The following is a 23,291-nucleotide window of genomic DNA, read 5'->3' as shown; positions in this document are numbered from 1 at the left end:
CTACCTCGGGTCGACGTGGTTCCGCCAGGAGTGCTGCGGCTCGTACCCCAGCACCCGGCGGGCCTTGTCGATGCTGAGCAGCGTCTCGTGCTCACCCAGCTCCTTACGGATTTCGACGCCCGGGTAGACCTCGGCCATCAGGCTGGCGCTGGACCTGGTCATGACGGTGTCGGCGTTGGCGATGACGAAGACGTCGGCACCGGGCTGGTCGTGCGCGAGCGCGCGCTCGACCGCCTGGGCCCCGTCCCGGGCGTCGATGTAGCCCCACAGGTTCCACCGGCGCAGCTGCGGGTCGGCGTCGAACGAGGGGAACGGCGCGTAGTCCTCGACGTCCATCACGTTGGAGAAGCGCAGCCCCACCATGACCAGCTCCGGGTCCCACCGGCAGAAGTGCCGGGCCATCTCCTCCTCCAGGGCCTTGTTCAACGAGTACGTCGACTCGGGCCGCGGCGCGTACTCCTCGTCGACCGGCGCGTACGGCGGTGGGGTGTCGAACGGCAGCCCGAGCACCGTCTCGCTCGACGCCCACACGACCCGCTTGATGCCGGCCGCCCGGGCCGCGGCGAACACGTTGTACGTTGCGGCCGAGTTGTTCGCGAAGGTCGTCGCGTTCGACATCAGCCCGGGGGCCGGGATCGCGGCGAGGTGCACGACCGCGTCGACGCCGCCCGCGTGCTCGTCGGCGCCCCCGGTGAACGCCTCCACCACCTGCCCGTAGTCGGTCAGGTCGACCAGCAGGAACTCGCCGTTCACGTCGCGTGGGTCGCGGCCACCGGCGCGGTCCACAGCCAGCACGTCGACGCCCACGGCGCGCAGGTGCGCGACCACGGCACGGCCGAGCTTGCCGGTGGCACCGGTGACGACGACACGCCCGGGCAGTACGGAATCGCTCATGCTGACATCTTCTCCGGTGAGGCGCGACGCCCCGGACGCGGGTGCGGACCGACCCCCTCCGAACAGCGGCACTACCCCACGCCGGACACCACCACGCCGTTCACGCCGTAGGCAGCCAGCCGAGGGTCTTCATCGTGGAGAGGCTGGTCGCCTTGAGGCCACCGGCGGAGACGGTCCAGAGCACTCCGTCGACCACCAGTGACCGGCGGATCGGCGTCAAACCCTCGGGACCTCCCGTGTCCGGCGTGTGGTCGACCGTGCCGACCTCGGTGAACCCGCCGTCGCCGGCTCGCAAGGCCACAGCCACGTTGCTCGGCCGGCCCGTGCCGTAAGCGGTCAGTGGGACCACGACCAGGCGTTCCGCCGGCCAGTAGAGGAACGCGTGCGGGTCGAACTCCGCCTCGGAGTGACCCTGCTTGACGTGATACTGGGCGACCCGGGTCGGCTTGGCCGGGGAGGAGACGTCGAAGAGCGAGAGCTGGGTGCCCTGGAGACGGCCCTGGCCGGACGCCTCCTGCCCAACACCGAGCAGCCGTCCTTCGCCGGCCGGATGCAGGTACGCCGAATACCCGTTGATCTTCAGTTCGCCGGTCACCTTCGGCACCCCCGGATCACGCAGATCGACTGTGTAGAGCGGGTCGGTCTGCCGGAAGGTGACGACGTACCCGGTGCCACCGACGAACCGTACCGCGTATATCCGTTCGCCCTTGCCCAGCCCGGTGACCTTCCCGACCTGGGTCAGCGCCGTGCCGTCGGCACGCAGGACATACACGCTGGACGTCGAGTTCGGCCTGTCGCCCCATGTACGGCCACTGGTGGTGGCCACTCTCAGATGCCCGTCCCACTCGGACATGGCGTACTGGTTGACGAGCCAGCCCGGTACGGACGCGGCGGCGACGTATCGCGGGGCACCGGTGCCAGTGATGTCGAACTGGTAGATCTCGGTGGTCTCGTCCCTGGGATCCGGTGCGATGTTCCGCGCGGTCAGACTCGGCAGCACCCGCCAGCGCTGATCGTTGGCGACGTACAGCCGGGGTCCGTTGCTGTAGACGGTGTCGCCGTCGGCGATCACGGTGACCGGGTCGCCAGCACCGAGCGCGGCTGCACCGAGGTCGAAGCTGAGCACGGTCACCAGCGACGTGCCGGAGTAGACGGCCGGCCGGCTCACCCGTTCGCAGCCGACCCGTCCGGCGCTGGTTCGCCCGCCGGAGGTGACCTCGTACCGGGGCAGCCAGTCGTCGGCGGTGGCGTTGTCGATGATCTCGCGGTTGGCGGTGGTGCGCTGCTCATCGGTGGCCCGTTCCCGATGCGGGAAGTTCAACCGGGGCTCGGAGCGGACCACGACCCGGACCGTTGTGCCGACCTGGCGGGCGTCCACCAGATTGCCGTCGATTCGGTATTCGCCGATGATTTTCGGCTGGCCGGACAGGTCGACCATGGTCAGCTTAGGGCCGACGATGCCATCCGGCGTCGGAGCGTCCACGACCCGCCCGCCTCCCTCGGAGACGTCCGGTTTGAACCTTCCGGCCCACCCGTCGCGGCGCAGCACCAGCGCCCGGTCACCGTGCAGCAGCAGGGCGTCCTCGGCCCCGCCGAACTGATCGGCGCCCGGTGCCAGTTCCAGCTCTCCGGTCAGCTGGCGGGTGGCCGGGTCGACCACGTACAGCGTGCCGTGCTGCACTGTGACGATCCGCCTGCCGTCGGTCTTGACCAGGTCCGGTTCATCGGCCCCGGCCTCGTGGCTGTTGGTGCCCGAGTAGCCGGGGGCGGCGGCCTTGGACGCCGCATCCGCAGCCCCCGCCGCGGCGGGCGCCGCAGCGCGTTCGAGGATGTGAGAGGCGCGCGCGTCCCCGTTCAACCCGAACCCCCAGGGCCCGACGTACGCGCTGGCAGCCGTCTTCAGCTGCCGCAGCGCCTCCGGGCAGGAGTCGAACGCGACGAGCCGGAACCCGCCGGCCGGCACTCCCCGGTCAGGTGGCGGCGCGGGGGCCGGCTCCGCTGTACAGCCGGTGACCAGCGCCAGCCCTGCGACCAGGGCCAGGCCCATGGCGCGAGCTGGAGTCATGACTCGGGGGGCGCCGTTGGCGGCCGTTGGCTGGGTTACGTGGGCGCTGCTACGCGTCATGCCCCCTACGACGTGGCTGCCCTGGGCTGGGTTCCCCGAATGCGAACCTCGAGCCGAGTAATCGACAGGGGTTCGAGCGTGCGCCCCATTCGGACCGGAGCGGACCAGCGGGTGCGTAACGTGCAGGGGTAACCCCCTGACGCGAAGAGGAGACTTCATGTCCAAGCCACCGCTTCCCGAGGCCGCGGTCGCCATGCTCCAGAAGCCGAACCCCGCCGTCATGACCACCCTTCGCAACGGTGGCCAGCCGGTGTCCGCCGCCACCTGGTACCTGTGGGAGGACGGCCGGATCCTGGTGAACATGGACGAGAGCCGCCGCCGGCTGGAGCACGTCCGCAACGACCCCCGGGTGTCCCTCACAGTGCTCGACGAGGCTGGCTGGTACACCCACGTCAGCATCATCGGGCACGTCGCCGAGCTGCGCGCCGACGAGGGCCTCGCGGACATCGACCGGCTGTCGAAGCACTACACGGGCAACGCGTACCCGCGCCGGGAGCGTGCCCGGGTCAGCGCCCTGATCGAGATCGACCGCTGGCACGGTTGGGGCGCGCAGAAGGACAACAACCAGGTCGGCTGACCGCTGCCGCCCGCCCTTGTCGTCCTGACGGCTGCCGTCAGGACGACAAGGGCGTCAGCCGTCAGGGCGTCAGCCGTCAGGGCGTCAGCTGTCAGGGCGTCAGGGCGGTGGAGGACCGGGCGCCGACGCGGGTCACCAGGTAGCCGAAGGCCGCTGCGGTGAAGAACATGACGATGCCGTAGACGGCGCCCGGGATCGCCATCTGGGTGCTGTTGAGCAGCGCCGGGCTGAGCGCGATCGTGATGGCCAGGGTGCTGTTGTGGATGCCGATCTCGAACCCGGCGGCCGTCGCGGCGCTCCGGTCGACACCGGCGAGGCGCGGCGCCCCGTACCCGATGGCGAGGCTGAGCAGGTTGAAGGCGAGCACGGCCAAGCCGACCGAGACGAAGTAGTCGGCGATGTTCTCCCGCTCGCCGAGCACCGCGCCGGCGATCACCGCGACGAGAACGACGACGGAGAGGATCCGGACCGGGCGGTTCAGCCGCTCGGCCAGGTGCGGCATCCGCGCCCGGATGAGCATGCCGATCGCGACCGGGACGAGCACGATGGCGAAGACCTGGAGCACCTTGTCGAACTGCAGGCCGATGCTCCTGCCCTCGGGCAGGAAGTACGCCGCCGACAGGTTGACCAGGATCGGCAGGGTGAACACGGCGAGCACCGAGTTGATGGCGGTCAGGGTGATGTTCAGCGCGACATGTCCGCCGAACAGGTGGCTGTAGAGGTTGGCCGTGGTGCCGCCAGGTGAGGCGGCCAGCAGCATCATGCCGACGGCCAGCTCGGGCGCCAGGTCGAACGCGAGGACGAGGCAGAAGCAGAGCGCCGGCAGCACCAGCACCTGGCACACCAGGGCGATGACGGCGGCGCGTGGATGCTGGGCCACCCGGCGGAAGTCCGCGATGGTCAGTCCGAGACCGAGACCGAGCATGATGATGCCGAGGGCGATGGGCAGGCCGATCAGAGTCAGGGCGGAGTCCATGGCACAACATCGTTACCACCGGGTAACGCCGTCACAATCCTCCATCTGGCTGGACGGCTCTTGACCCCGGAGGGTGATCGGCTTAACTTCATCAATCAGATAAGTCTCTTTACTAATTCTGCTTGATGTCTCGTGGGAGTGTGCCGATGCGACCATTCCGCCACCGCCGTCTCACCGCCGTCGTCGCCCTGGCGACCCTGCTGGTCACCGCCGCTCCGCCCGCCGCCGCCAGCGCCGGTGACAACCACCAGCGTCGCACCGGTTACCACCGGGTCGGCTACTTCACCCAGTGGGGCATCTACGGCCGGGCCTTCCCGGTCAAGAAGCTCGAAACCTCCGGGGCGGCGAGCCGCCTCACCCACCTCAACTACGCCTTCGGCAACGTCAGTGAGGACGGCCGCTGCTATGTGGACGGTGGGCCGGGTGAGGGCGACGCCTGGGCCGACTACCAGCGCCCCGTACCGGCCGAGGAGAGCGTCGACGGCGTCGCTGACGCACCGGGCCAGGCGCTCAACGGCAACTTCGGCCAGCTCGCCAAGCTCAAGGCCAAGCACCCCAAACTGCAGGTGCTGATCTCGCTCGGCGGCTGGAGCTGGTCGACGTACTTCTCGAACGCCGCCCGCACCGACGCCTCCCGCAAGGCGTTCGTCACGTCCTGCATCGACCTCTACCTCAAGGGCAACCTGCCCGGCGGGGACGGTGCCGCCGGCGGCCCAGGTGCCGCCGCCGGGGTCTTCGACGGCATCGACCTCGACTGGGAGTGGCCCAACTGGGAGGGTGAGCCCGGCAACGTCATCCGCCCGGAGGACCGGGAGAACTTCACCAAGCTGCTCGCCGAGTTCCGCCGGCAGCTCGACGCGTACGGGCGCACGACCCGGGAGCACCACCCGCTGACCGCGTTCCTGCCGGCCAGCCCGGCCACCATGGACGCCGGCTACGAGGGCCGCAAGATCTTCAAGTACCTGGACTTCGCCACCGTGCAGGGGTACGACTTCCACGGCGGCTGGGACGCACGGGCCAACCAGCAGTCGGCGCTGCGCGTCCCGGCGGGCGCCCCGGACAACCCGGACTTCTCCGTCGAGGTGGCCATCGACGGGTGGATCGCCCGTGGCGCGCCGCGGGACAAGCTCGTGCTCGGCATCCCCTACTACGGTCGCGGTTGGACCGGCATCACCGGCGGCGGCAACGGCCTGTTCCAGCCGGCCACCGGGCCCGCGCCGGCAACCTTCGAGGCCGGGTACGAGGACTACAAGCAGCTCAAGACCCTGGCCGCCAACGGCTACACAGTGCACCGCGACCTGCGCGCCGGGCACGCCTGGTTGTTCGACGGTACGACGTTGTGGACGTACGACGACCCGGCGGTCGTGTTGCAGAAGACCCTCTACATCCGACGGGCCGGTCTGGCCGGCGCCATGATCTGGTCGCTCGACGGCGACGACGACAACGCCACGCTGACCAAGACGATCGGCCTCGGCCTGACCACCTGGTAGCCGTACTCCCTTCGACCCGGCCCGCCGCCGACCGATCGTTCGGTCGACGGCGGCCCGCCGTCACGTCACTGGGTGCTCCAACGATCGCTGTACCGCAGGGCCAGGCCTCCGTCCGGTCGCGTGGGTAGCCGATCCTCGTCCGGGCCGGGCGGGGTGACCCCGTGCAGCGTGGCACCTGCGAAGTGCGACAGCGCGTGCAGGATCTCCGCCCGGGTGTGGGGGAAGTGCCGGAGGTCGGCAACTGGAAAGCCGCCCAGCTCCGCGGAGTAGGTGAACTCGCGCGGCTTCTCCACCTCGGGATAGTCCCGTTTGAAGGCGATGACGAGGACGTTGCCGGCGACGAAGATCCGGTCCAGGTGGTGCCAGGCGATGAACCTGTTGTGAGCTCTGGTCTGAATGCCGATGCCCTGCTTGGAGAGCGAGACGACGAGCGGTCTCTTCGAGAGCGCCAGATGGCCGGTCAGGACGTCCTGGAACTGGACGACGAGCAGGAAGCCGATCGTGAGGAAGCCGGCAAGCGTCCACAGCTCGCCGAGGGCGTGGGTCTTGAGCAACCTGATGAACCGGGTCTCCCCCAGCATCGGGTCCGGGGTGGCGTACAACGCGGTCATCGCACCGAAGACGACGGCGACCACGAACGGGGTGCGCCACCACATCCGCAGCACGCCATGTTCGTCTCTCGATTTCTGGCCCGCGATCGACCACAGGCCGAGTGCTATCACGCAGGCGCCGAAGGGAACGACGAGGTGCGAGTAGTCACCGAGAAGCGGCACCAGAACTCGCATGGCCACCGTCACCAACAGGAGTACGGCGACAACACCCCAGATGACGATGGCCAGTCCCCACTTGATCCTTGCGTCCCCCGGAAACCCTTGTCGCGCGTCGCCAGCGGCGGTGAGTGCCAGGGCGGTACCGACGGCCACGGCGCAGATGTCGAGGATCGTGAGGAACACCCCCGCACCTGGCCACCCGCCCCCGCTCGACGTCATCTCGGGAACGACGAGCCGCGCCAACAAGATCACTGTGTAGAGGGCGGCGATGCCGACGGACACCGCGAGCCGTCTCCGTTGCACCCGTAGGAGTTCCCGGTGCAGTGGGTGGAACAGCCTCTGCGGTCGACGAAGTGTGTCGAGCACTGGCCGGGTCGCGGTCAGTGCGGGCAGGTTGGCGGCGGGTGTCTCGACCGACGGCTGGTCCACCGGTGGAGGTGCGACGCCAGGCTCCGGACGTAACACCAGGTCGGCCGCGAGGTCGGTGTTGCGCTGACGCGGACGGGGCAGACCCTGGCTGGGCAGGGTCACGGCCAGGTGCCGGTACGCGGCACTCAGGGTGAGGTCCTCCCCCTCGGGGTGACCGTCGCGCGCCGGTGGGCCGTTGCGTAGCAGGTTCAGCAGTTCGCCGGTGAACGCCGTGTGCTCAGCACCGACCGGGGCGATGGCGGCGACGTTGTCGGAGGTCGCGGTGAGGGTGAACGTCCCCTGGATCTCACTGCGGTCGGCCAGCCCGTTCTCCACGTCGGCGGCGGACATGTTGTTGAGCGCCCGCCCCGCGAAGCAGCAGTCGAGGACCAGCACCCGGGTTCGTGCGGGGCTGTCCCGCATCGCGTCGCGGATCCAGCTGAACGGGATCGCCGTGTACTTGAGCCAGTCCGGTCGGGGGTTCGTGCCCGGGAGGGCGAGAAACAGCTCGCCGTTGTCGTCGAGGAGCCCGTGGCCCGCGTAGTAGACCAGGAGCAGGTCCTCGGCCTCGCCGCAGCGCTCGGCGATCGTCACCCCCGCCTCCCCGGGGTGCGGAAGGTCGAGGAGTTGGGTGCAGCGTTCCGCGGCGACCAGGTCGACCGGCCCGGTGGTGACCAGTCGGGCCAGCTCGGTGACGTTCGCCCGCACGGCCGGCAGATCCTCCAGTGTCTGCTGGGTGTGCGTGGCGGTGCCGATCAGCAGCGCGGTCGACCTGGTCGGGTCGGGGCGGCTCACCGGTCGTTCGTCTCGACAGACGGTTCGTGATCGGCCAGAGCGCGTACGGCAGCCTCGATGAGCGCGGTGACCTGGTCCATGTCACGGGCCCGGCGGACATCCAACTCGGCCGACGATCCGCCGGGAAGGGTCAGCTTCACCGTCACGTCCTCGCGGCGGTGGGTCAACCAGCCGGCAATGGCCTGCACCAGCACCATGACGGCGCCACCACTGCCGACGGCCACCAACAACACGTCCGTTGCACCAGTGGACATCTCGTCGGGCGGCACCGTCGAGCCGGCGGCGGGGGCGGCGGTCACCTTCCCGCGGAGCCGATCCTCGGCGCGCAGCCAGGAGGCCAGGGAACGCCGGGCATCGGCAGAGGGAAGATCCGGATGGACCGAGAGCGTGATCGTCTCCTGAGACGCGGGCAACGTCTTCTCCTTCCGGCGAAGGGTGACCCCACCCCTTCATCCTGCCAGCCGGCATCACCTTCGGGCAGCCCGGAAAGCCACCGAAGCCGATCAGACCTTGACCGTCATGACGGCCGGTTCATAGGCTCCGGCCACTGCGAGGTTGTTCCCGAGAGGGGAAACACGACTCATGGCCCCATCGATGCGTCCGTTCCGGATGGTCCCCGCCAGGCGGCTGGCACGTGCCGCCACGATCGCGCTCCTGCTCGGCATGACTCCCCTGCTCGGCGGCACACCGGCCGCGAGCGCTGCCCCGCCCTCCCGGTGCAGCGACGACCCGACCGCCCGGTTGGGCACGGTGCCCACTCCGGAGAACGTGCTCGGCTTCCCGCTCGGCGTGGGGCAGGAGCGGGTCGTCACCAACGACGAGGTCCGGACCTACCTCGGGGCCGTCGATCGCGCCTCCAACCGGGTCGTCACCGGCGTGATGACCACAAGTGTGCTCGGCCAGCCGTTGCCGTACGCGGTGGTGTCCAACGAACGCCACGTGCGGCCCGCCGCGCTACGCGAGATCGCCGACGACGTCCGGGACCTGCGCGACCCGCGCCGGACCAGCGCACGAACGGCCGCCCGGACGGCGAAGGACAGCCCGGCCATCGTCTGGGTCACCGCGAACGTGCACGGCGGCGAGAAGAGCGGCGCCGACGCGGCGCTCAAGACGCTGTACGAGTTGGCGGCGGGCCTGTCCTGCGCGGTCGCCCAGCGCAACGACAACCTGGTCACCATCATCGTCCCCACCCAGAACCCGGACGGCCGCGACGCGACCCGCCGGCAGAACGAGTTCGGCTTCGACTTGAACCGGGACTGGTTCGCCCGCACCCAGCAGGAGACCGACGGCAAGCTCGAACTGCTGCGCCGCTACCCGCCGCAGGTCTTCATCGACGCGCACGAGATGGGCGGCCGGCAGTACTTCTTCCCACCCAACGCCGACCCGATCCACCACGAGATCGCCGGTGAGGCGGTGGACTGGATCAACCGCATCGGCGAGGCCAACAAGGCCGGCTTCGGCTTCAACGGCGCCTGCGACGACACCGCCTTCACCGAGTGCTACTTCAACTACGACACGTACGACATGTTCTTCATGGGCTACGGCGACACGGTGCCGACCACCGGCTTCGGCGCTGCCGGCATGACGTACGAGAAGGGCAGCGCGTCGGCAGTGGCCGACCGGGTCCAGCAGCAGTTCCACACCCAGTGGTCGACGCTCGGCTGGGCCGCCGCGAACAAGCGCGAGGTGCTGGACGGCTACTTCGACATCTGGACCGACGCGCTCGCCCAGGGCAGGGCGGGCACGCTGGAGCCCAACGAGGTGGTGCAGCCCACCAACGAGGTCCAGTTCCCGGTGCCGGACCTCACCATCCGCTCGTACTTCCTGCTGCCCGACCGGCAGCTCGCCGACGTCCGGCAACTCGTCGAGCGGCTGCGCCGGATGGATGTCGAGGTGTACGAGGTGCAGAAGGCGACCCGGGTGCCCACCGCGCGGGTCTTCGGCGGGCGCAGCGCCACAAACGTGACAGTGCCCAAGGGCGCGTACTGGATCCCGATGGACCAGCCGCAGAAGCACTGGATCCAGGCCATCATGGGCGAGGACCCGTACGTGCCGTTCCCGTACTTCTACGACGTGTCGTCCTGGAGCAACCCGCTGCTGATGGGCATCAACACCATCTACACCGGAGACACCGTCCGGCCGAGGGCCGAACTGGTCCGCAAGATCTCCGGGGGTCGCACCGGTGTGGCGTGGCCCTGGGGCTCGTACACGTACCCGCTCGACTCGGCCGCCGCCGCGGAGTTCACCTTCAGCCTGCTCGGCCGTGGCGTACCCCTGGTCCGCGACCTCACGACCAGCAGGGTCGCCATCCCGGCGGCCACTGTGAGCCGGACCGTGGACGGGCTGGCCCAGTCCCTCGGGGTCACCCTCACCCCGGGCGGTCGGCCCGCCGGCACCCGCCTCGACCTGCCCGACGTGGGGTTGTTCCAGGGCACCGGCATCTCCACCACCTCCGGCTCGCACGGCGAGGCCCGTTACGTGCTCGGCAAGCGGTGGGGGCTCGACCTGAAGCCGGTCACCACGGCCGACATCAACGACAACACCGAGGCGTTCACCGGGCGTACCGTGCTGCTGGTGCCGGACGGCAGCAGCGCCACCGGCGGCCTGACCGCCGCCGGGCAGGCCAACCTGCGCGACTGGATCGGCCAGGGCCACACCTACCTCGGGTTGCGCAACGAGGGCACCCGGGTCGCCCGCGCTGCAGGGCTCACCTCGACCACTGAGAAGACCAAGCCGGCGGACTACCTGGTGATCGGCTCGCACCTGCGCGTCGACGTCGACCAGGACAGCCCGGTGGCGCTGGGTCGCCCGGCGGAGGACTTCGAGTTCAACAACAGCGACCCGATCCTCACCCCGAGCACCACCGGGACTAACGTGCTCACCTACCCGACGGGTGACACCTTCTGGGCCAACGGTTACACCGTCGGGGCGGAGACACTGAAGGGCACCGCGGCCGTCGTCGACGAGCCGACCGGCGCCGGTCGGGCGGTGCTGTTCGCGTTCAACCCGCTCTTCCGCGCGTACAACGAGAATGGTCTGCACCTGGTCGCCAACGCGCTGCTCTACCCGGCGACGGCCACGCCGGACGCACGGCGCCCGGCCGGCGTCGACGCGGCGCGCGCCAGCGCCGCGGCCGCGCCGGTGTCGCCGGACCTGGGCGGCGGGTGGCGGCCGATAACCATTCAGGTGGCGGCCGGCGACCTATCCCGCACCCGGGCGATCGTCGAACGCTTCACCACCAACGCGCAGACGTCCGAGAAAAACGGCTCGGCGTACGTCGTGATCCCGAACCCGCAAGGGCTCCAGGTGGACGAACACCCGTTCGCGAGGGATCTGGTACGCGCGCTGAACGCCGCCAAGGTGCCACTGCGGTCCGTGGTCGGCTGACGGACCCCGGACCCCGGACCCCGGACAGCGAAGCGCCCGTCCCCTCGGCTGGGGGCGGGCGCTTCGGTCGCGTTCGGGGCTCGGTTACGACCGCTGGGCGACCTCGGTGACGAACGCCCGCCAGGCCACCGGCCCGAAGACCAGCGACGGCCCTTCGGGGTCCTTCGAGTCCCGCACACCGACGATGCCGGGCAGGTTGTCGGCGACCTCGACGCAGTTGCCGCCGCCGGAGCCGCTGCGGGTGGACTTGCGCCACGTAGCGTCGATCAGGTCCATGACGTCACCACTTCCTTCATCAGATCCAGTGACTGCCGGCGGGGTAGCGCCTCGCTGCGAACCATCTCCCACCTCGACACGAGGGTATCCACATCGTCGTCGCGGTCGATGACGACGCCGCCGAGTTGGTTCTCCATCTCGGCCACCCACTTGTGGTCGGGCAGCCGGGCCAGGCTGAACGGCCCGGTCAGGCCGACGTGCATGCTGACCTCGTCCGGCAACAGGTGAATGCTGATGTTCGGGCGCTCCGCGAGGGTGGTCAACTCCTTGATCTGCCCCGCCATGATGTCGCGGAAGTCCGCGCGGGCGCGGCGGAGCACCGCCTCGGCGATGACGGCGACGAAGTGCGGGGCGTTCGTTTTCGTGAGGGTCTCCTGCCGGTCCATTCGGTGGGCGAGCCGCTTCTCGACCTCGTCGTCGCTCAGCGTGTCGTTGCAGCGGATGACGGCGCGGCCGTAGCTCTCCGTCTGAAGCAGGCCCGGAACGAGGCTCGGCTGGAAGCACCTGAGCTGCGTCGCCGTGCGCTCGGCGTCCAACCACGGCAGAAACCAGGATGGGGCACCGAGCTTGCCCACCATGCGCTCGAACAGGCCGCCGTTCTTGAACGCCCGGTCGGCGCCCTTGATGAAGTCCAACGTCAGCGCCCGCGTCTCGCTCTCCACGGCACTGACGTGCGAGGCGCTGAAGCCGGCACCCCGGCCGAAGGCGTCCTGAGTCATCCCGGCGACCCCTCGGGCGCGACGAATCTCGGCCACGATGAACGCGGCGAGCGGGTGCGGTAAGTCGGCCATGCAAAGCTCCCCAACCCGGAAGATCGACTACTCACGCCGCTGACGGCGCGCAACGTTCGTCAGCTAGACCCGATCGAGCAAAGCGCCTCCCGAGCGTAAGGCCCTCTGAGCAGAGTGTCACCAACGACGCGGCCTGTGTGGCCCCAAGACCCCGGCAGACGAGCCCGTACCGGACCGTTGGCCGCCCTTCGACGTAGATCTTGGACAGTTTCCGTTCTCGCTTAACGGAAACTGTCCAAGATCTGGTGATGCGGCGCACTCCCGACCATCGGTCCCGACGGGAGCTTGTCCGGGTCGAGGATCAGGTCGATGGCAGCGATGCGATCGCCGCGAATGGCGACGCCGACCACCGCGACGAGCCTGCCGCTCCGGTCGCGGGCGACGACGCCAGCGAGCCCGTTGACCAGAGCGGGAGCGCAGAGGCGCGCGAATCGTGGCCCCGCGTCGGCGGCGCGGGCGGCCACGGCGTGGGCGCCGGTGAGCACAGCGGGTGCGAGCCGCGCTCGGCGCCCGTGGTCGGCACGGAACACCACGTCTGGGTCCAGCAGAGCCAGCAGAGCGTCGAAGTCACCGGCGCGGGCGGCGGCCAGAAACGCGTCGACGACACGTCGCTGGGCGGGCAGGCCTGCCCCGGGTTGCGAGGCGTGCTCGCGCAGTCGTCGCCGGGCGCGGCTGGCCAGTTGCCTCGTGGCCGCTGGTGTACGCCCCACGACGGCCGCCACCTGCTCGAACGGCATACCGAACATGTCGTGCAACACCACCGCGAGCCGCTCGCCAGGCTCGAGGCTGTCCAGCACCACAAGCAACGCGATGCCGACCGCGTCGGTGTGCAGGCTGGCTGCCTCCGGATCACCGTACTCGCTGACCAGCGGCTCCCAGGTCGCGCCGAAGAACTCGCGGCGCGCCTGCCGGGCCCGCAGCATGTCGATGCACACCCGCCCGACGAGCGTGGTCAACCACGCCACGGGATTGGTGATCGTGGCCGGGTCGGCGCGCGTGGTGCGCAACCACGCCTCCTGCAGCGCGTCGTCGACCTCGGTCGGTGACCCCAGCAGCCGGTAGGCGACGGAACGTAGACGCGGGCGGTGCTGTGCGAACTGCTCCGCGAACCACTGTTGGTCGTCCATCTCGTTATCTCCCGAACGCTTCCCGCCGCAGCATCGCCCAGAGTGTCGGAGCGCCCTCCGCGGTAGTGACAGCCACTGTCCGCTCGACCCAGGCCCTGTCGGTGGCCTGGGCCAACAGGCAGGCCGCCAGGTCCGCTCGGCTGGTGAAGACACCGTCGGAGCGATTCTCGGAGAGCCGGTAGCGGGTGACGTTGTCGCTGTCGAAGAGCCCCGACGGGCGCACGATCGTCCAGTCGAGGTTGCTGTCGCGCACCACTGCCTCCATGGCGCGCATGTCGTCGTAGGTGGTCTTGCCGATGGTGGCGGTGACCAACGGCTGGATGACGCGGTTGAGGAGGAAACCACCCTCGGCGTGGTGATGCGGCTCGGTGGCGCTGGAACTGACCACCACGAGCCTCCGCACACTCTGGCGGCGCATCGCGGCCAGGACCGTCGCGGTGCTGCGGCTGTAGAGCAGCACCGGTTGCCGGGTGAACGGCACGCCGAGCGTCGACAGCACCACTTCGGCCCCGGACACCGGAACGTCCACTGTGACATCGGCAGCCACGACCTCCAGGCCGGGGCCGCTGATCGGGAACGACTGCGGCTGCCGGGTCACCGCCCGCACCTCATGGCCGGCATCCAACGCCTGCTGTACCAGGCGACGACCCGTGCCTCCGTTCGCGCCTAGAACGACGATACGCATCTGGTGTGCTCCCCTCCGAGGTGGCCTGTCGAAGGGAACGTCGATCCACGCTGTTCGTTTGTGACAAACCGCAGGTCACGGCGATGGACGTGCGGGTGAGTATCGCGCTGCCACCTGCACCAGCACCGGTGTACGGCCGGCTGCGAGGTAGCCCCGACCGGGCGGACCGCTGAGGTACTGGTCGGGTTCGAGAGTGATGTTGTGGGCCACCGCCGCCGACCGGTTGCCCGGGACCAGCACGAGACGTGTCCCCGCCATCACGATCGCGTTGACCAGGCGAGTGAGCGGGCTGGGAAACCCGGTCAGCAGGGGGGCGGCGTCCGCGGTGACGACCAGAGCCCGACGCCCGCGAGCCGCGGGGCTGCTGATGTCGTCAAGCAATGTGGGGCTGCTCGCGAAGCCCTGTTCGCTGGGGAGCACGGTGATCCGGTCGAGGTCGTCGACGACCACCGCGTACGGCTCGTCGCCGAACGCCGCGACGGCCTCGCGCAGGTCGCTGTCATTGAACGTGACACCGGTGAGCACCCGAAGCCCGGCGTCGTCGGGGAGCATCTTCGGCAATGGGGACTGGAGCGGGGCGACGGCGAGCACGCCGATCCCCCGCCGCCGCAGCGCGTGCACCACAGTGGCCGCCGCAGTGGTACGGCCCGTGCCACCAGCACCGGAGATCAGCAACAGGTGGGAGTCGGCGTGGAACAGGTCGATGCCCACTGTGGTGCTGTCCGGGCCGCCGACGCCCAGCGGTATCCAGCCGGTCGGCGCCTCGTCCGCTCTCGCGGTGTCGGGGCTCGACCCGAGTGTGGCCAGGTCGATGTGCGTGGGCAGGACTGGGAACTGCCGGGGCAGCCGGTGCGCGGGTGTGTCGTGCGGCTCGACGGCGTCGGCGTTCCCAGATCGCGTCGGTAGGCACACCTGCACGTGCCGGCCGCTGCCGGCGTCGATGGCCCGTCCGGGGAGGACGGGCGGGCTGGCCATGCCGGTCTGCAACTGCATCCGCCGGGTCTCCTCCTTGGGGAACGGCAGGAGCAGCCGCCGGTTGTAGAGGGTCGGCAGCCGGTGGGTGAGCATGTCCTGACCGCCGAGCGGCACGACGTGCACCCCGAGCGGGGCGCCCGCGGTGATGACCCCACGCAGGGTGGCGACCAGGGACGTCTCGATGAAGGCGGGGTCACCGTGGTCCTCGAAATGCTCCCAACCGTCCACGACGACCACGATGTGCGGCAGCGCTTCTTCGGGCGGGGGTCTGGTCGCGGTCCGGCGCTGGATCTCCTCGTCGAGCCAGGTGACGAGACGACGGATCCGGTCCGGCTCCGCTGGGGAGAAGACCCCGCCGCAGTGCGGCAACGCCTCGTACTCGGCCAGGCCCGCCGGGTGCCGCTCGACGACGTACACGTGTGCCTCATCGGGCCGGAAGCGAGCGGCCAGCCCGGTGATCAGGGTGCGGGCGAAGGTCGTCCGCCCGGACTGCGGGCCACCGGCGACGAGGAGTCGGTCGACTCCGGCGAGGTCGAGGAAGTCCGCTGGTTGCGCCTGGCGGGCGGGCTCGTCGGCGAGCCCGAACGGTACGGCGTTCACCGGCGCGACGGCCGTCCACAGCGACGGGAGCTCGTCCATCGTCAGCGTCGCCGGCAGCGGGGGCAGGATCGGCCGAAAGGGCTCCGGCAGGCCGGACCGACCGGCAGCATCCTCGATCGCGGCGATGGTGAGCACCAGGTCGCTCGGCCCCACACCGCCGGTCGGCCCGGCAGCGGCGGGTCGGGGGGCGCCCAGGTCCGTCCGATTCAAGGCCCGGGCAGTGACTGGAGCGGCCCCGCCCGCCGGCGGGTCGCCGAGATAGCCGGACTGGAACGGTTGCGGGATCCTGGTCTCCGCTGTGGTACAGAGGATCATGCCGCGACCACGCAGCGCACCGGGAATGGTGGCGGCGTCCGGTGTCCCGAGCACCTCGGTGCTGTCCGCAGGCTCGTTCTGTCGAAGACTGACCCGCAGGGACACGTTGTTCTTCAGCTCCGGCGAGAGCTTGCCCTGCAACGACTGGGTGGCCAGGACGAGGTGCATGCCCAGCGACCGCCCCTTCGCGGCGACGTTGACCAACTCCTTGACGAAGTCGGGCGAGGCATCCAGCACCCGCCCGAACTCGTCGAAGATCAACACCAGCCGCGACAGCGGTGGCAGGTCGGCCCCGGCCAGGCGCTTCTGCCAGTACCGGTCGATCTCCCCGTCATGGCGTGCCAGCAGGGACTCCCGCCGGCTCACCTCCGCCCGGATGGAGGCGAGCACCCGGGCCGCCGCCGCGTCGTCGAACACGTCGGCGGGAGTCTCACCGGTGGAGCGGATGAGGGACACCACGTGCGGGCAGCGTTCGAAGGGCAGGAAGGCGCTGCCGCCCTTGAAGTCGACGAGCACCAGGTTGAGCTCGTCCGGCCGATTCGCCAGCAGCAACGAGGTGACCAGAGTCTGCAGCAACACGCTCTTACCGGCGCCCGTCGCGCCACCCAGCATGGCGTGCGGGCCCTGACCGGCGAGGTCGACGTACACCGGCCCCGTCGCGTCCGCACCGAGCACCACACGGGTACGTGGGCCCCGACCCCGCTCCCACAGCGCCAGCACGTCGGCGGCGGCGGGCGTCCCGAGACCGAGGAGATCCAGCAGCCGCACCGCCCCCGGGATGGCGTTCTGAGCCGCACCGAGTGTCGCCCGGTCGCGCATCGGCGCCAACGCCCGGGCCAGCCGCTCGACGATTGCCCCGTCCACCCGGTCGACCCGCACCGTCAGCGCCTGGCCGTCCGGGCTGCGGGTCAGCCGCGCCGACTCTCCCGACGTCTCGATCAGACCCCGGCACTCGTTCATGCTGTGCCGGTCGGCGCAGATGAGGTAGACCCCGACCGAGGGCCCGTCCCGCAACACCTCGTCCATGCCGGGCAGGTCCCGCAGCGCCAACGCGCCGTCGAGGACGACGACCACGTCCTCGAACTGCTGCGCGCCGCGGTCGGCACGCCGTGTCGCCACGAGGGTCCGCAACTCCCGTACGCGGTCGGCGCGGGTGGCGGTGGTGTTGCCGATCCAGCACGGAAAGGGCGCGGTGCCGCCCGCGTCGAGGTGCGGTAACCAGCGCGCCCAGGCCAGACTTCCCGCCTCATCGCCGCTGAGCAGCACGATCCGCAGATCGTCGGGGCCGCGAAGCGTGGCCAGTTGCATCAGCAACCAGCACAGGACGTCGTGGACCGGCCCGTCGGCGCCGGTCACACCGAGCACACCGACGGCGCCCAGGTCCACGGTGATCGGGACAGCCGACAGTTTCGGCGGACGGAAGCCCGGCCAGGGCTCGCCGCGTACCGTCACCGATGCCGGTTCGTCGGCGACACCGACTCGCAACGCCAGCGCGTACGGGCCGCCCGCCCGACGCGTCCACAGACCGGGTCGCACGCCACTGGCCACGTCGACGATTGCGGCAGGGCTCGGGGCCAGCGCGTGCCGCACCCGTCGTTCGGCCTTCACCTGGGCGGCGATCGCCGATTCGACGATCTTCCTCGCCCTGGTGAACTCTGCCTCGCGTTCCCTGTCCTGCTTCTCCTGCGCGGAGTGGTTGAGGAGGAAGCCCGCGAGCGAGACCGCCGCGCCGAGCAGCAGGATCGGCGTCTGGGTGAACAGGGCAGCCCCCACCGACCCGGCGCCGCCCAGGAGGAAACCGGCCGCCAAGGGACCCCGTGTGACCATCGGTCGCACCGGCATTGTCACCTCGATGGTGGGGATCACCGGGGCGCGGGCGAACGCACGGTCGAAGTCGACCCGACCATCCGGGGCGCGGACGAGTCGTCGTGCGCCGGCGGGCAGGGGTGTCCACCGCAGATCGTTCCCGCCGATCTGGAGCACGCTGCTCGACGGCACCGCGGACGCGCCGGTGAGCCGGGCGCCGTCCACCCACGTGCCGTTGCTCGACCCGCCATCGGTGACCGTGACGCTGCCATCGGCGGACACCTCCAGCAGGGCGTGCGGGCTGCGGGAGACGTCCGCGTCCCGCAGCGGCAGCGCGGCCGAGGCACTGCGAGCCACCGAGTGGGTCCCGGGTCGCAGGGCGACGGCCAGGCCGACATCGGGGCCGTCGATCACCTCCAGCACGCCCACCGCACCGTCCGTGACGAGGCGTCCGACGGGCCCAGGCCCACCCACGCTGATCACCGAGCCATTCAGCAGAGGGCTGTCGGCCAGGCTCGCGGCCGGATCCAACGGGACGGCCCCGACGAAGCAGCGGCGGGCCGCCACGGGTCCGGGCAGAGCCGCCAGCAGAGACCGCACACTGGCGGCGGGCGCGGCGGTCACCTCGACGTCATGCGCGACTCCGGTGCCGACATCCCGCACGGTGATCCGCACAATCACCGCTGGCACCTCAACTGCCTCAGCCGTACGTCCACAACCACAGCCCCTCGTCTCCACCGGCCGCGACAGCACCGCGTGACCCCAGTGCCACCAGGTCCGAGTCCCACTCGTCGGTGGGAAAGAACCCCGCCTTGTAGACGTGAACGGTTCGACCGGTAGTGGTACGCCAGACGCGGATCTCGTCCCAGCGGGCGGTGACGAAAAGATCGCCCGGCCCGAATGCCGTGGCACTGGGGCGCCCCGCGTCAGTCGCCAGGGTGGCCAGGATCTGGCCCGACCCCGAGGCGTGAATCAGCACCTCCCCGTCGACGGATACCTCGGACCACGGCGCAATGGGTCCGTCGATGCGGGCCGCGCTGCGGCCACTGGCGGTCTCCCAGGCCCGCACTGATCCCTTGCGGTCGAGGGTCACCAGCACCCGGCCATCCTGGCTGAAGCGGGCCGACTCCACGTACCTGTCTTCATCGGGGAGGTCGACGCGCTTGTCGGCGAGCAATGACGGCCATACCTTCGCGTCGCCGGAGCCGACGGCCGCGATGCCGGCCCCCTGGGGGGTGAACAGCACGTCGGAGACCCGTTGGGTCTCGCCGAAGGCGAGCGTGGAGGCGTTCTGCCGAGTGGCGACGTTCCAGAGCTTGACGACACCGTCCTCGCCGCCGCTGGCGAGCGTCTGTCCGTCGGGGCTGAACGTGAGTGCGTTGATCTTCATGGTGTGCCCGGGGATGACGGCGACGGCCCTGTGGTCGGCGACGTTCCAGAACGTGATGCTGAACGTCGCGGCGTCCGCGCTGGCGAGCATCGTGCCGTCCGGGCTGAACGCCACCGCGCTGACCCGGTCGTCCCCGAGCGCCACCATCGCCGCCTGCTGGCGGTACGTGTAGAGGTGACCGCTCAGAACGAGAGCCGCCAGCAGCGCGAAACAGAGCATCACCAGCGGCAGACGACGGCCGAGGGGCCGGAAGGCCCGCGGAGGCCAGCCCGCGATCTCGCCGGCCGGACCCACGATCCGGACGTGACTCGGGACGACGGGGCGCAGTGTGCGCACCGTGTGCGCGGGGCTGAGGTTCAGGTCGCCGATGATCCAGACCGGGGCGCTGTCGCTCTGCTCTCGTAGAAACCCGACAGCCCTCGCGCGACTCAGCGTGGCCTCGGGTACGCGTCCCGTCAGCTCGATGCCGAGCCTGGAGCGGACGGTTGACGAACTGTCACCGGGCCCGACCGTGACGCTGGTGACGTGCTCCCAGAGCAGGTCATGAGTCTCCCCGCGAGCGTCGACCATCCGCACCGACCGGGGGTCCACGCGTAGCGGCCCGTGCGGCCTGTCGACGACCCTGAGCACGACCAACCCGGCCGCCACCCCCGCCACGACGAGGATGGGAATCAGTGTCCACAGGGGTGTATCGGTAGTCGTCACCACGTTGGTGAGGAGGATTGTCGCCCAGAGCACGAGGCCGACGAGGACCACCCGAGCGGCGACGTTGACCCTGCGGGCCTTCTCCGGCACCACGACCGGGAAGCTCACGGCCGTCGACGACGTCCCCGACCCGGCCGCGCTCGATCGTTGGCGGGGTGGAGCAGGCCCGGCCGGCTGCACGGTCGTGGAATGCCGCTCCCAGGCCTCGCCCTCCGGCGCGGGGCTGCCGCCGGGCGGGGCCGGCCGATCGAGCCCTCCCGACACGACAGGAGTGGAGTCGTCCCGTCCACCGGTGGCGCGCGCGGCGACCGGAACGTCGAGGAGGTCACGAGCCTGCTCGACGGTGAGCCGTTGCGCCACATCGCGGGTCAGCAGGCCGGCGACCACCGTGGACAACGGTTCCTCGCAGTCGACGGTCGGAATGTCGCCGTACAGAACGGCGTGCAGAGTGGCCGCGGTCGAGGCCCGCTCGAACGGAAGCTCGCCGCTCACGGCCTGGGCGAGGGTCACCCCGGCCGACCACAGATCGGCGGCGGGCGTGGGATCGCTGCCGTGGAACAACTCCGGCGCGAGATACCCGGTCGAGCCCATCATCCCGTGCCGGGTCAGGCGGGCGTCCCCGGCCGCCTGCGCGATCCCGAAGTCGACGAGCTTCACCTCGTCGCCGGGGAGCACCATGATGTTGCCGGGCTTGACGTCGCGATGCACCACCCCGACCGCATGCGCGGCCCTCAGTGCGTCCAGCATCCGGATGCCGATCGCCATCACCCGGGCCGGTGGCAGCGCTCCCTCCCGATCCAGGAGGTCCGCCAGCGTGGGAGCGTCCACCAGCTCCGTCACGATGTAGACGGCCTCGTCGTCGCCGGTCGCCGGCACGAGGTCATGGATCGCGACGACCGCCGGATGGTTGATCCTCCCAGCGGTGCGCGCTTCCCGCAGCGCCCGCTCACCGAACAGCCGGCGCTCATCGGTGGGGAGCCCGATCGGGGCGCGGATCTCCTTGACCGCGACGGTGCGTCCGATCAGCTCGTCGGTCGCCCGCCAGACGACTCCCATGCCGCCGCGACCGAGAAGGCCCCCCAACCGGTAACGCCCCGCAACGAGCCGCTGCTCCGCCTGGGGATCTGGCACTCTCGCGCTCCTTGCCATCGACCACTACAGTCGGTGCGTACGATACTCCGACCGGTACCGGGCCGATGTCCGTCCACATTAGATCTGATCATCCTGTCGGGTTCTTCCGCCCGACCGGGCAGCGGGGCTGGTCCCGATCGATGTTGGCACGGTTTCAGGGGGTCACGGGGATGGCGACCGGCTTCGGCTTCGATCGGGACGCGGTACTTGCCGCCGCTGCGGCTCTGAGAAGCCTGACGTCCGAGTTGGAGGCGTCGCGGCGGCAGACCGGGTCGTCTTCCACGACCGGCTCTGAGAATGTCGACCAGGCTCTGCACGGATTCACCGAGGCCGCGGCCCGACACCAGGGTGGCCTGGCAGCCTCCGTGGGTGCCGCAGCGTCCCTGCTCGACGACGTGGTGGTGAGCCACGCACAGCTCGACAGTTCGCTGGGCGATCAACTAGCGAGTAACCAACCATCGAAGGGGAAGAGCGATGAGTGACGTCAGCGTCGGCTATGAGGGCCTCCAGTCGGCGGCCCGGACCCTGACCGCCGGGCAGGAGGAGATGACCCAGAAGTTGAACGCCCTGAAGGCGATGATCGACCAACTGGTCAACAGCGAATTCCGCACCCAACTGGCCTCGGGTCGTTTCCAGGACTCCTACCAGCAGTGGACCACCGGTGCGCAGAACATGATCGGTGGCCTGGAGGGCATGTCGTCGTTCCTGGTGGGCGTCGTACGCGAGCACCAAGATTTGGACGCCAGGTTGGCCGGGGGCATCAACGGCTGATCACCGGACATGGACGACTGGCACGCCATCGATATCTACGACGGCGATCCGACCCCTGGCACCCCGGCCTCGATCCAGGCGATGGCGACCTCCTCGCAGCGCCGCGCGCAGGAGATCAACGGGCACGCGGCAGGGCTCCGGTCCGTCGCGGCGAACAGCGGCGCCATGAGGCTGCGGGGCGACTACGCCGCGAAGATCGATCGCGAGCTCGGGCGCCTACCCGGCGAGGCGAAGGTCCTGGCCGACGCCTACGTGGACTGCGCCGCGGCCCTGTCGGCGTTCGCCAAGGAGCTGACTCGGCTGCAGGCGCGGTCCCGTAGTGCACTCCGAATCGGAATGACGGCTGAGAGCCAGTACCGGGGCCTGCTTCAGCGGTTCTGCGGTTTGACCGGCATGCGCACCTACGGTCCGGGCGTCTGGCATGGACTGGACGAGTCTTATGCGGCACCGCTGCGCGAACCGGTCCGCTCGCAGGCTCTCGCTATCGCTCGAAACGCGCGCCTCTGCGCGGAGGAACGCCGGAAGGCTCGGGCTTCCGCTCTGCAGGCGAAGTATGAGTATGAAGTTGCCGCCGCCCTCTGCGTCAGGGCCGTTCAGGCTGCGGGCATGCGGCTGGGAGCGCCGGGCTCCGGGCGTACTGAACCGGCCCCGACGCGTAGCAGGGCGCCGAGGAGCGCGACGCGACGCGGCAGTGCGGGCAAGCCGCGGGTTGGCGCGCGCGTCCAAGGGGCGGTAGAGAAGCCTGCCGTCACGCCGTCCGCGAAGAAGCCCCCTGCCAAGCCGGTGGTGCGTAACAACGACCTGTCCGAGGTCACTATCACGGTGCAGCGTGAGCCGTTCCACGCACGCGCCCAGTTCGACCGCAAGATGAACGCGCTGAAGAAGCTCAGCGACGAGGGCAAGCTGTTCAAGCAGGCGAACCCGGTCGCCCGGGACAAGAAGATCACGGATGACTACAAGGCGCGCATTCGGCAGATGATCTTCGACAAGTACTGGCCTCACGACAAGGAGATGGCGAACAGACTCAGTGCTCGGCTGAGCCTGCAGCATCCCGACCATGTCTGGGAGCTGCAACTCGGCGGCGCCGACGACGTCAGCAATCTAAAGCTTCTGCACGGCCTTACGAACGTGGATATCGGCAAGCAGATCTGGCAGAAAATCATGAAACTGCCCGATGGAACGCCGATCCGAATAGAGGTGGTGGATTGAGGTCAGCCCCCGCGCCTGCATCGTCCTCGGCGGCTCGCCAGTCCCAACGATCTCACTCGGGTCTGCGGGCGACGCCGCTGTAGCCGGT

At 69.9% G+C, this 23,291-nt stretch carries 17 protein-coding genes; 6 read left to right on the top strand and 11 right to left on the bottom strand.

All coding sequences use genetic code 11. From position 1 onward, the window contains the following. Positions 1-894 carry an NAD-dependent epimerase/dehydratase family protein gene (locus tag ACLJOK_RS07365; protein ID WP_410817081.1) on the bottom strand — a complete coding sequence of 298 codons (894 nt, stop codon included), beginning with the start codon at positions 892-894 and terminating at the stop codon, positions 1-3. A 100-nt stretch (positions 895-994) separates the two neighbouring features. Continuing rightward, complete coding sequence (locus tag ACLJOK_RS07360; protein ID WP_410817079.1) at positions 995-2,959, bottom strand: beta-propeller domain-containing protein; 1,965 nt, start codon at positions 2,957-2,959, stop codon at positions 995-997. A 217-nt stretch (positions 2,960-3,176) separates the two neighbouring features. Between ACLJOK_RS07360 and ACLJOK_RS07355 the strand changes: the two genes are divergently transcribed. Then, the gene (locus ACLJOK_RS07355; protein WP_238676847.1) at positions 3,177-3,596 is read left to right on the top strand and encodes a PPOX class F420-dependent oxidoreductase; all 420 of its coding nucleotides are present in this window, start codon (positions 3,177-3,179) and stop codon (positions 3,594-3,596) included. Between the two features lie 91 nt (positions 3,597-3,687). On the opposite strand, the gene ACLJOK_RS07350 is transcribed toward ACLJOK_RS07355, so the two are convergent. After that, positions 3,688-4,572 carry a bile acid:sodium symporter family protein gene (locus tag ACLJOK_RS07350; protein ID WP_410817077.1) on the bottom strand — a complete coding sequence of 295 codons (885 nt, stop codon included), beginning with the start codon at positions 4,570-4,572 and terminating at the stop codon, positions 3,688-3,690. A 146-nt stretch (positions 4,573-4,718) separates the two neighbouring features. Here ACLJOK_RS07350 and ACLJOK_RS07345 point away from each other — a divergent pair, with 146 nt between their 5' ends. Next, on the top strand, positions 4,719-6,062 hold the full coding sequence (locus ACLJOK_RS07345) for a glycoside hydrolase family 18 protein (RefSeq protein ID WP_410817076.1): 1,344 nt from the start codon (positions 4,719-4,721) through the stop codon (positions 6,060-6,062). 65 nt (positions 6,063-6,127) lie between these two features. Here the strand turns inward: ACLJOK_RS07345 and ACLJOK_RS07340 are convergent, their stop codons facing one another. Next, positions 6,128-8,035, bottom strand: coding sequence for a caspase domain-containing protein (locus ACLJOK_RS07340; RefSeq protein ID WP_410817075.1), 1,908 nt, complete (start codon positions 8,033-8,035; stop codon positions 6,128-6,130). Continuing rightward, complete coding sequence (locus ACLJOK_RS07335; protein WP_410817073.1) at positions 8,032-8,448, bottom strand: effector-associated constant component EACC1; 417 nt, start codon at positions 8,446-8,448, stop codon at positions 8,032-8,034. The genes ACLJOK_RS07340 and ACLJOK_RS07335 overlap by 4 nt, the downstream gene beginning before the upstream one ends. Before the next feature lie 181 nt (positions 8,449-8,629). Here ACLJOK_RS07335 and ACLJOK_RS07330 point away from each other — a divergent pair, with 181 nt between their 5' ends. Then, the gene (locus tag ACLJOK_RS07330) at positions 8,630-11,422 is read left to right on the top strand and encodes a M14 family zinc carboxypeptidase (protein WP_410817072.1); all 2,793 of its coding nucleotides are present in this window, start codon (positions 8,630-8,632) and stop codon (positions 11,420-11,422) included. Between the two features lie 84 nt (positions 11,423-11,506). Here the strand turns inward: ACLJOK_RS07330 and ACLJOK_RS07325 are convergent, their stop codons facing one another. The 6 genes from ACLJOK_RS07325 to ACLJOK_RS07300 all read right to left on the bottom strand — a co-directional run bounded on the left by ACLJOK_RS07325 (position 11,507) and on the right by ACLJOK_RS07300 (position 21,223). After that, positions 11,507-11,698, bottom strand: coding sequence for a DUF397 domain-containing protein (locus ACLJOK_RS07325; RefSeq protein ID WP_410817071.1), 192 nt, complete (start codon positions 11,696-11,698; stop codon positions 11,507-11,509). Then, positions 11,689-12,489 (bottom strand): helix-turn-helix domain-containing protein, encoded by an 801-nt coding sequence (locus ACLJOK_RS07320; RefSeq protein ID WP_410817069.1) that lies wholly within the window; start codon positions 12,487-12,489, stop codon positions 11,689-11,691. Before ACLJOK_RS07320 ends, ACLJOK_RS07325 begins: the two co-directional genes overlap by 10 nt. Positions 12,490-12,710: 221 nt before the next feature. Continuing rightward, on the bottom strand, positions 12,711-13,616 hold the full coding sequence (locus tag ACLJOK_RS07315) for a sigma-70 family RNA polymerase sigma factor (RefSeq protein ID WP_410817068.1): 906 nt from the start codon (positions 13,614-13,616) through the stop codon (positions 12,711-12,713). Positions 13,617-13,620: 4 nt separating this feature from the next. Then, a complete protein-coding gene (locus tag ACLJOK_RS07310) occupies positions 13,621-14,301 on the bottom strand; it encodes an NAD(P)-dependent oxidoreductase (protein ID WP_410817066.1) in 681 nt (226 codons plus the stop codon). Positions 14,302-14,376: 75 nt separating this feature from the next. Then, a complete protein-coding gene (locus ACLJOK_RS07305) occupies positions 14,377-18,678 on the bottom strand; it encodes an FtsK/SpoIIIE domain-containing protein (protein WP_410817065.1) in 4,302 nt (1,433 codons plus the stop codon). A gap of 19 nt (positions 18,679-18,697) precedes the next feature. Beyond that, positions 18,698-21,223 carry a WD40 repeat domain-containing serine/threonine protein kinase gene (locus ACLJOK_RS07300; RefSeq protein WP_410817063.1) on the bottom strand — a complete coding sequence of 842 codons (2,526 nt, stop codon included), beginning with the start codon at positions 21,221-21,223 and terminating at the stop codon, positions 18,698-18,700. 170 nt (positions 21,224-21,393) lie between these two features. Between ACLJOK_RS07300 and ACLJOK_RS07295 the strand changes: the two genes are divergently transcribed. The 3 genes from ACLJOK_RS07295 to ACLJOK_RS07285 are packed head-to-tail and all read left to right on the top strand — an operon-like array spanning position 21,394 to position 23,203. Beyond that, positions 21,394-21,705 carry a hypothetical protein gene (locus tag ACLJOK_RS07295; RefSeq protein ID WP_410817061.1) on the top strand — a complete coding sequence of 104 codons (312 nt, stop codon included), beginning with the start codon at positions 21,394-21,396 and terminating at the stop codon, positions 21,703-21,705. Beyond that, entirely contained in the window at positions 21,698-21,994 is a 297-nt protein-coding gene (locus tag ACLJOK_RS07290) for a WXG100 family type VII secretion target (protein WP_410817060.1), read from the top strand. Before ACLJOK_RS07295 ends, ACLJOK_RS07290 begins: the two co-directional genes overlap by 8 nt. A gap of 9 nt (positions 21,995-22,003) precedes the next feature. Further along, positions 22,004-23,203, top strand: a complete 1,200-nt coding sequence (locus ACLJOK_RS07285; RefSeq protein ID WP_410817059.1) for a hypothetical protein — start codon at positions 22,004-22,006, stop codon at positions 23,201-23,203. Positions 23,204-23,291 lie beyond the last annotated feature (88 nt).

Origin of the sequence: Micromonospora sp. 050-3, assembly GCF_046549335.1 — a bacterium.
Lineage (GTDB): Bacteria > Actinomycetota > Actinomycetes > Mycobacteriales > Micromonosporaceae > Micromonospora > Micromonospora trifolii.
This window is presented reverse-complemented; position numbering and strand designations above follow the sequence as displayed.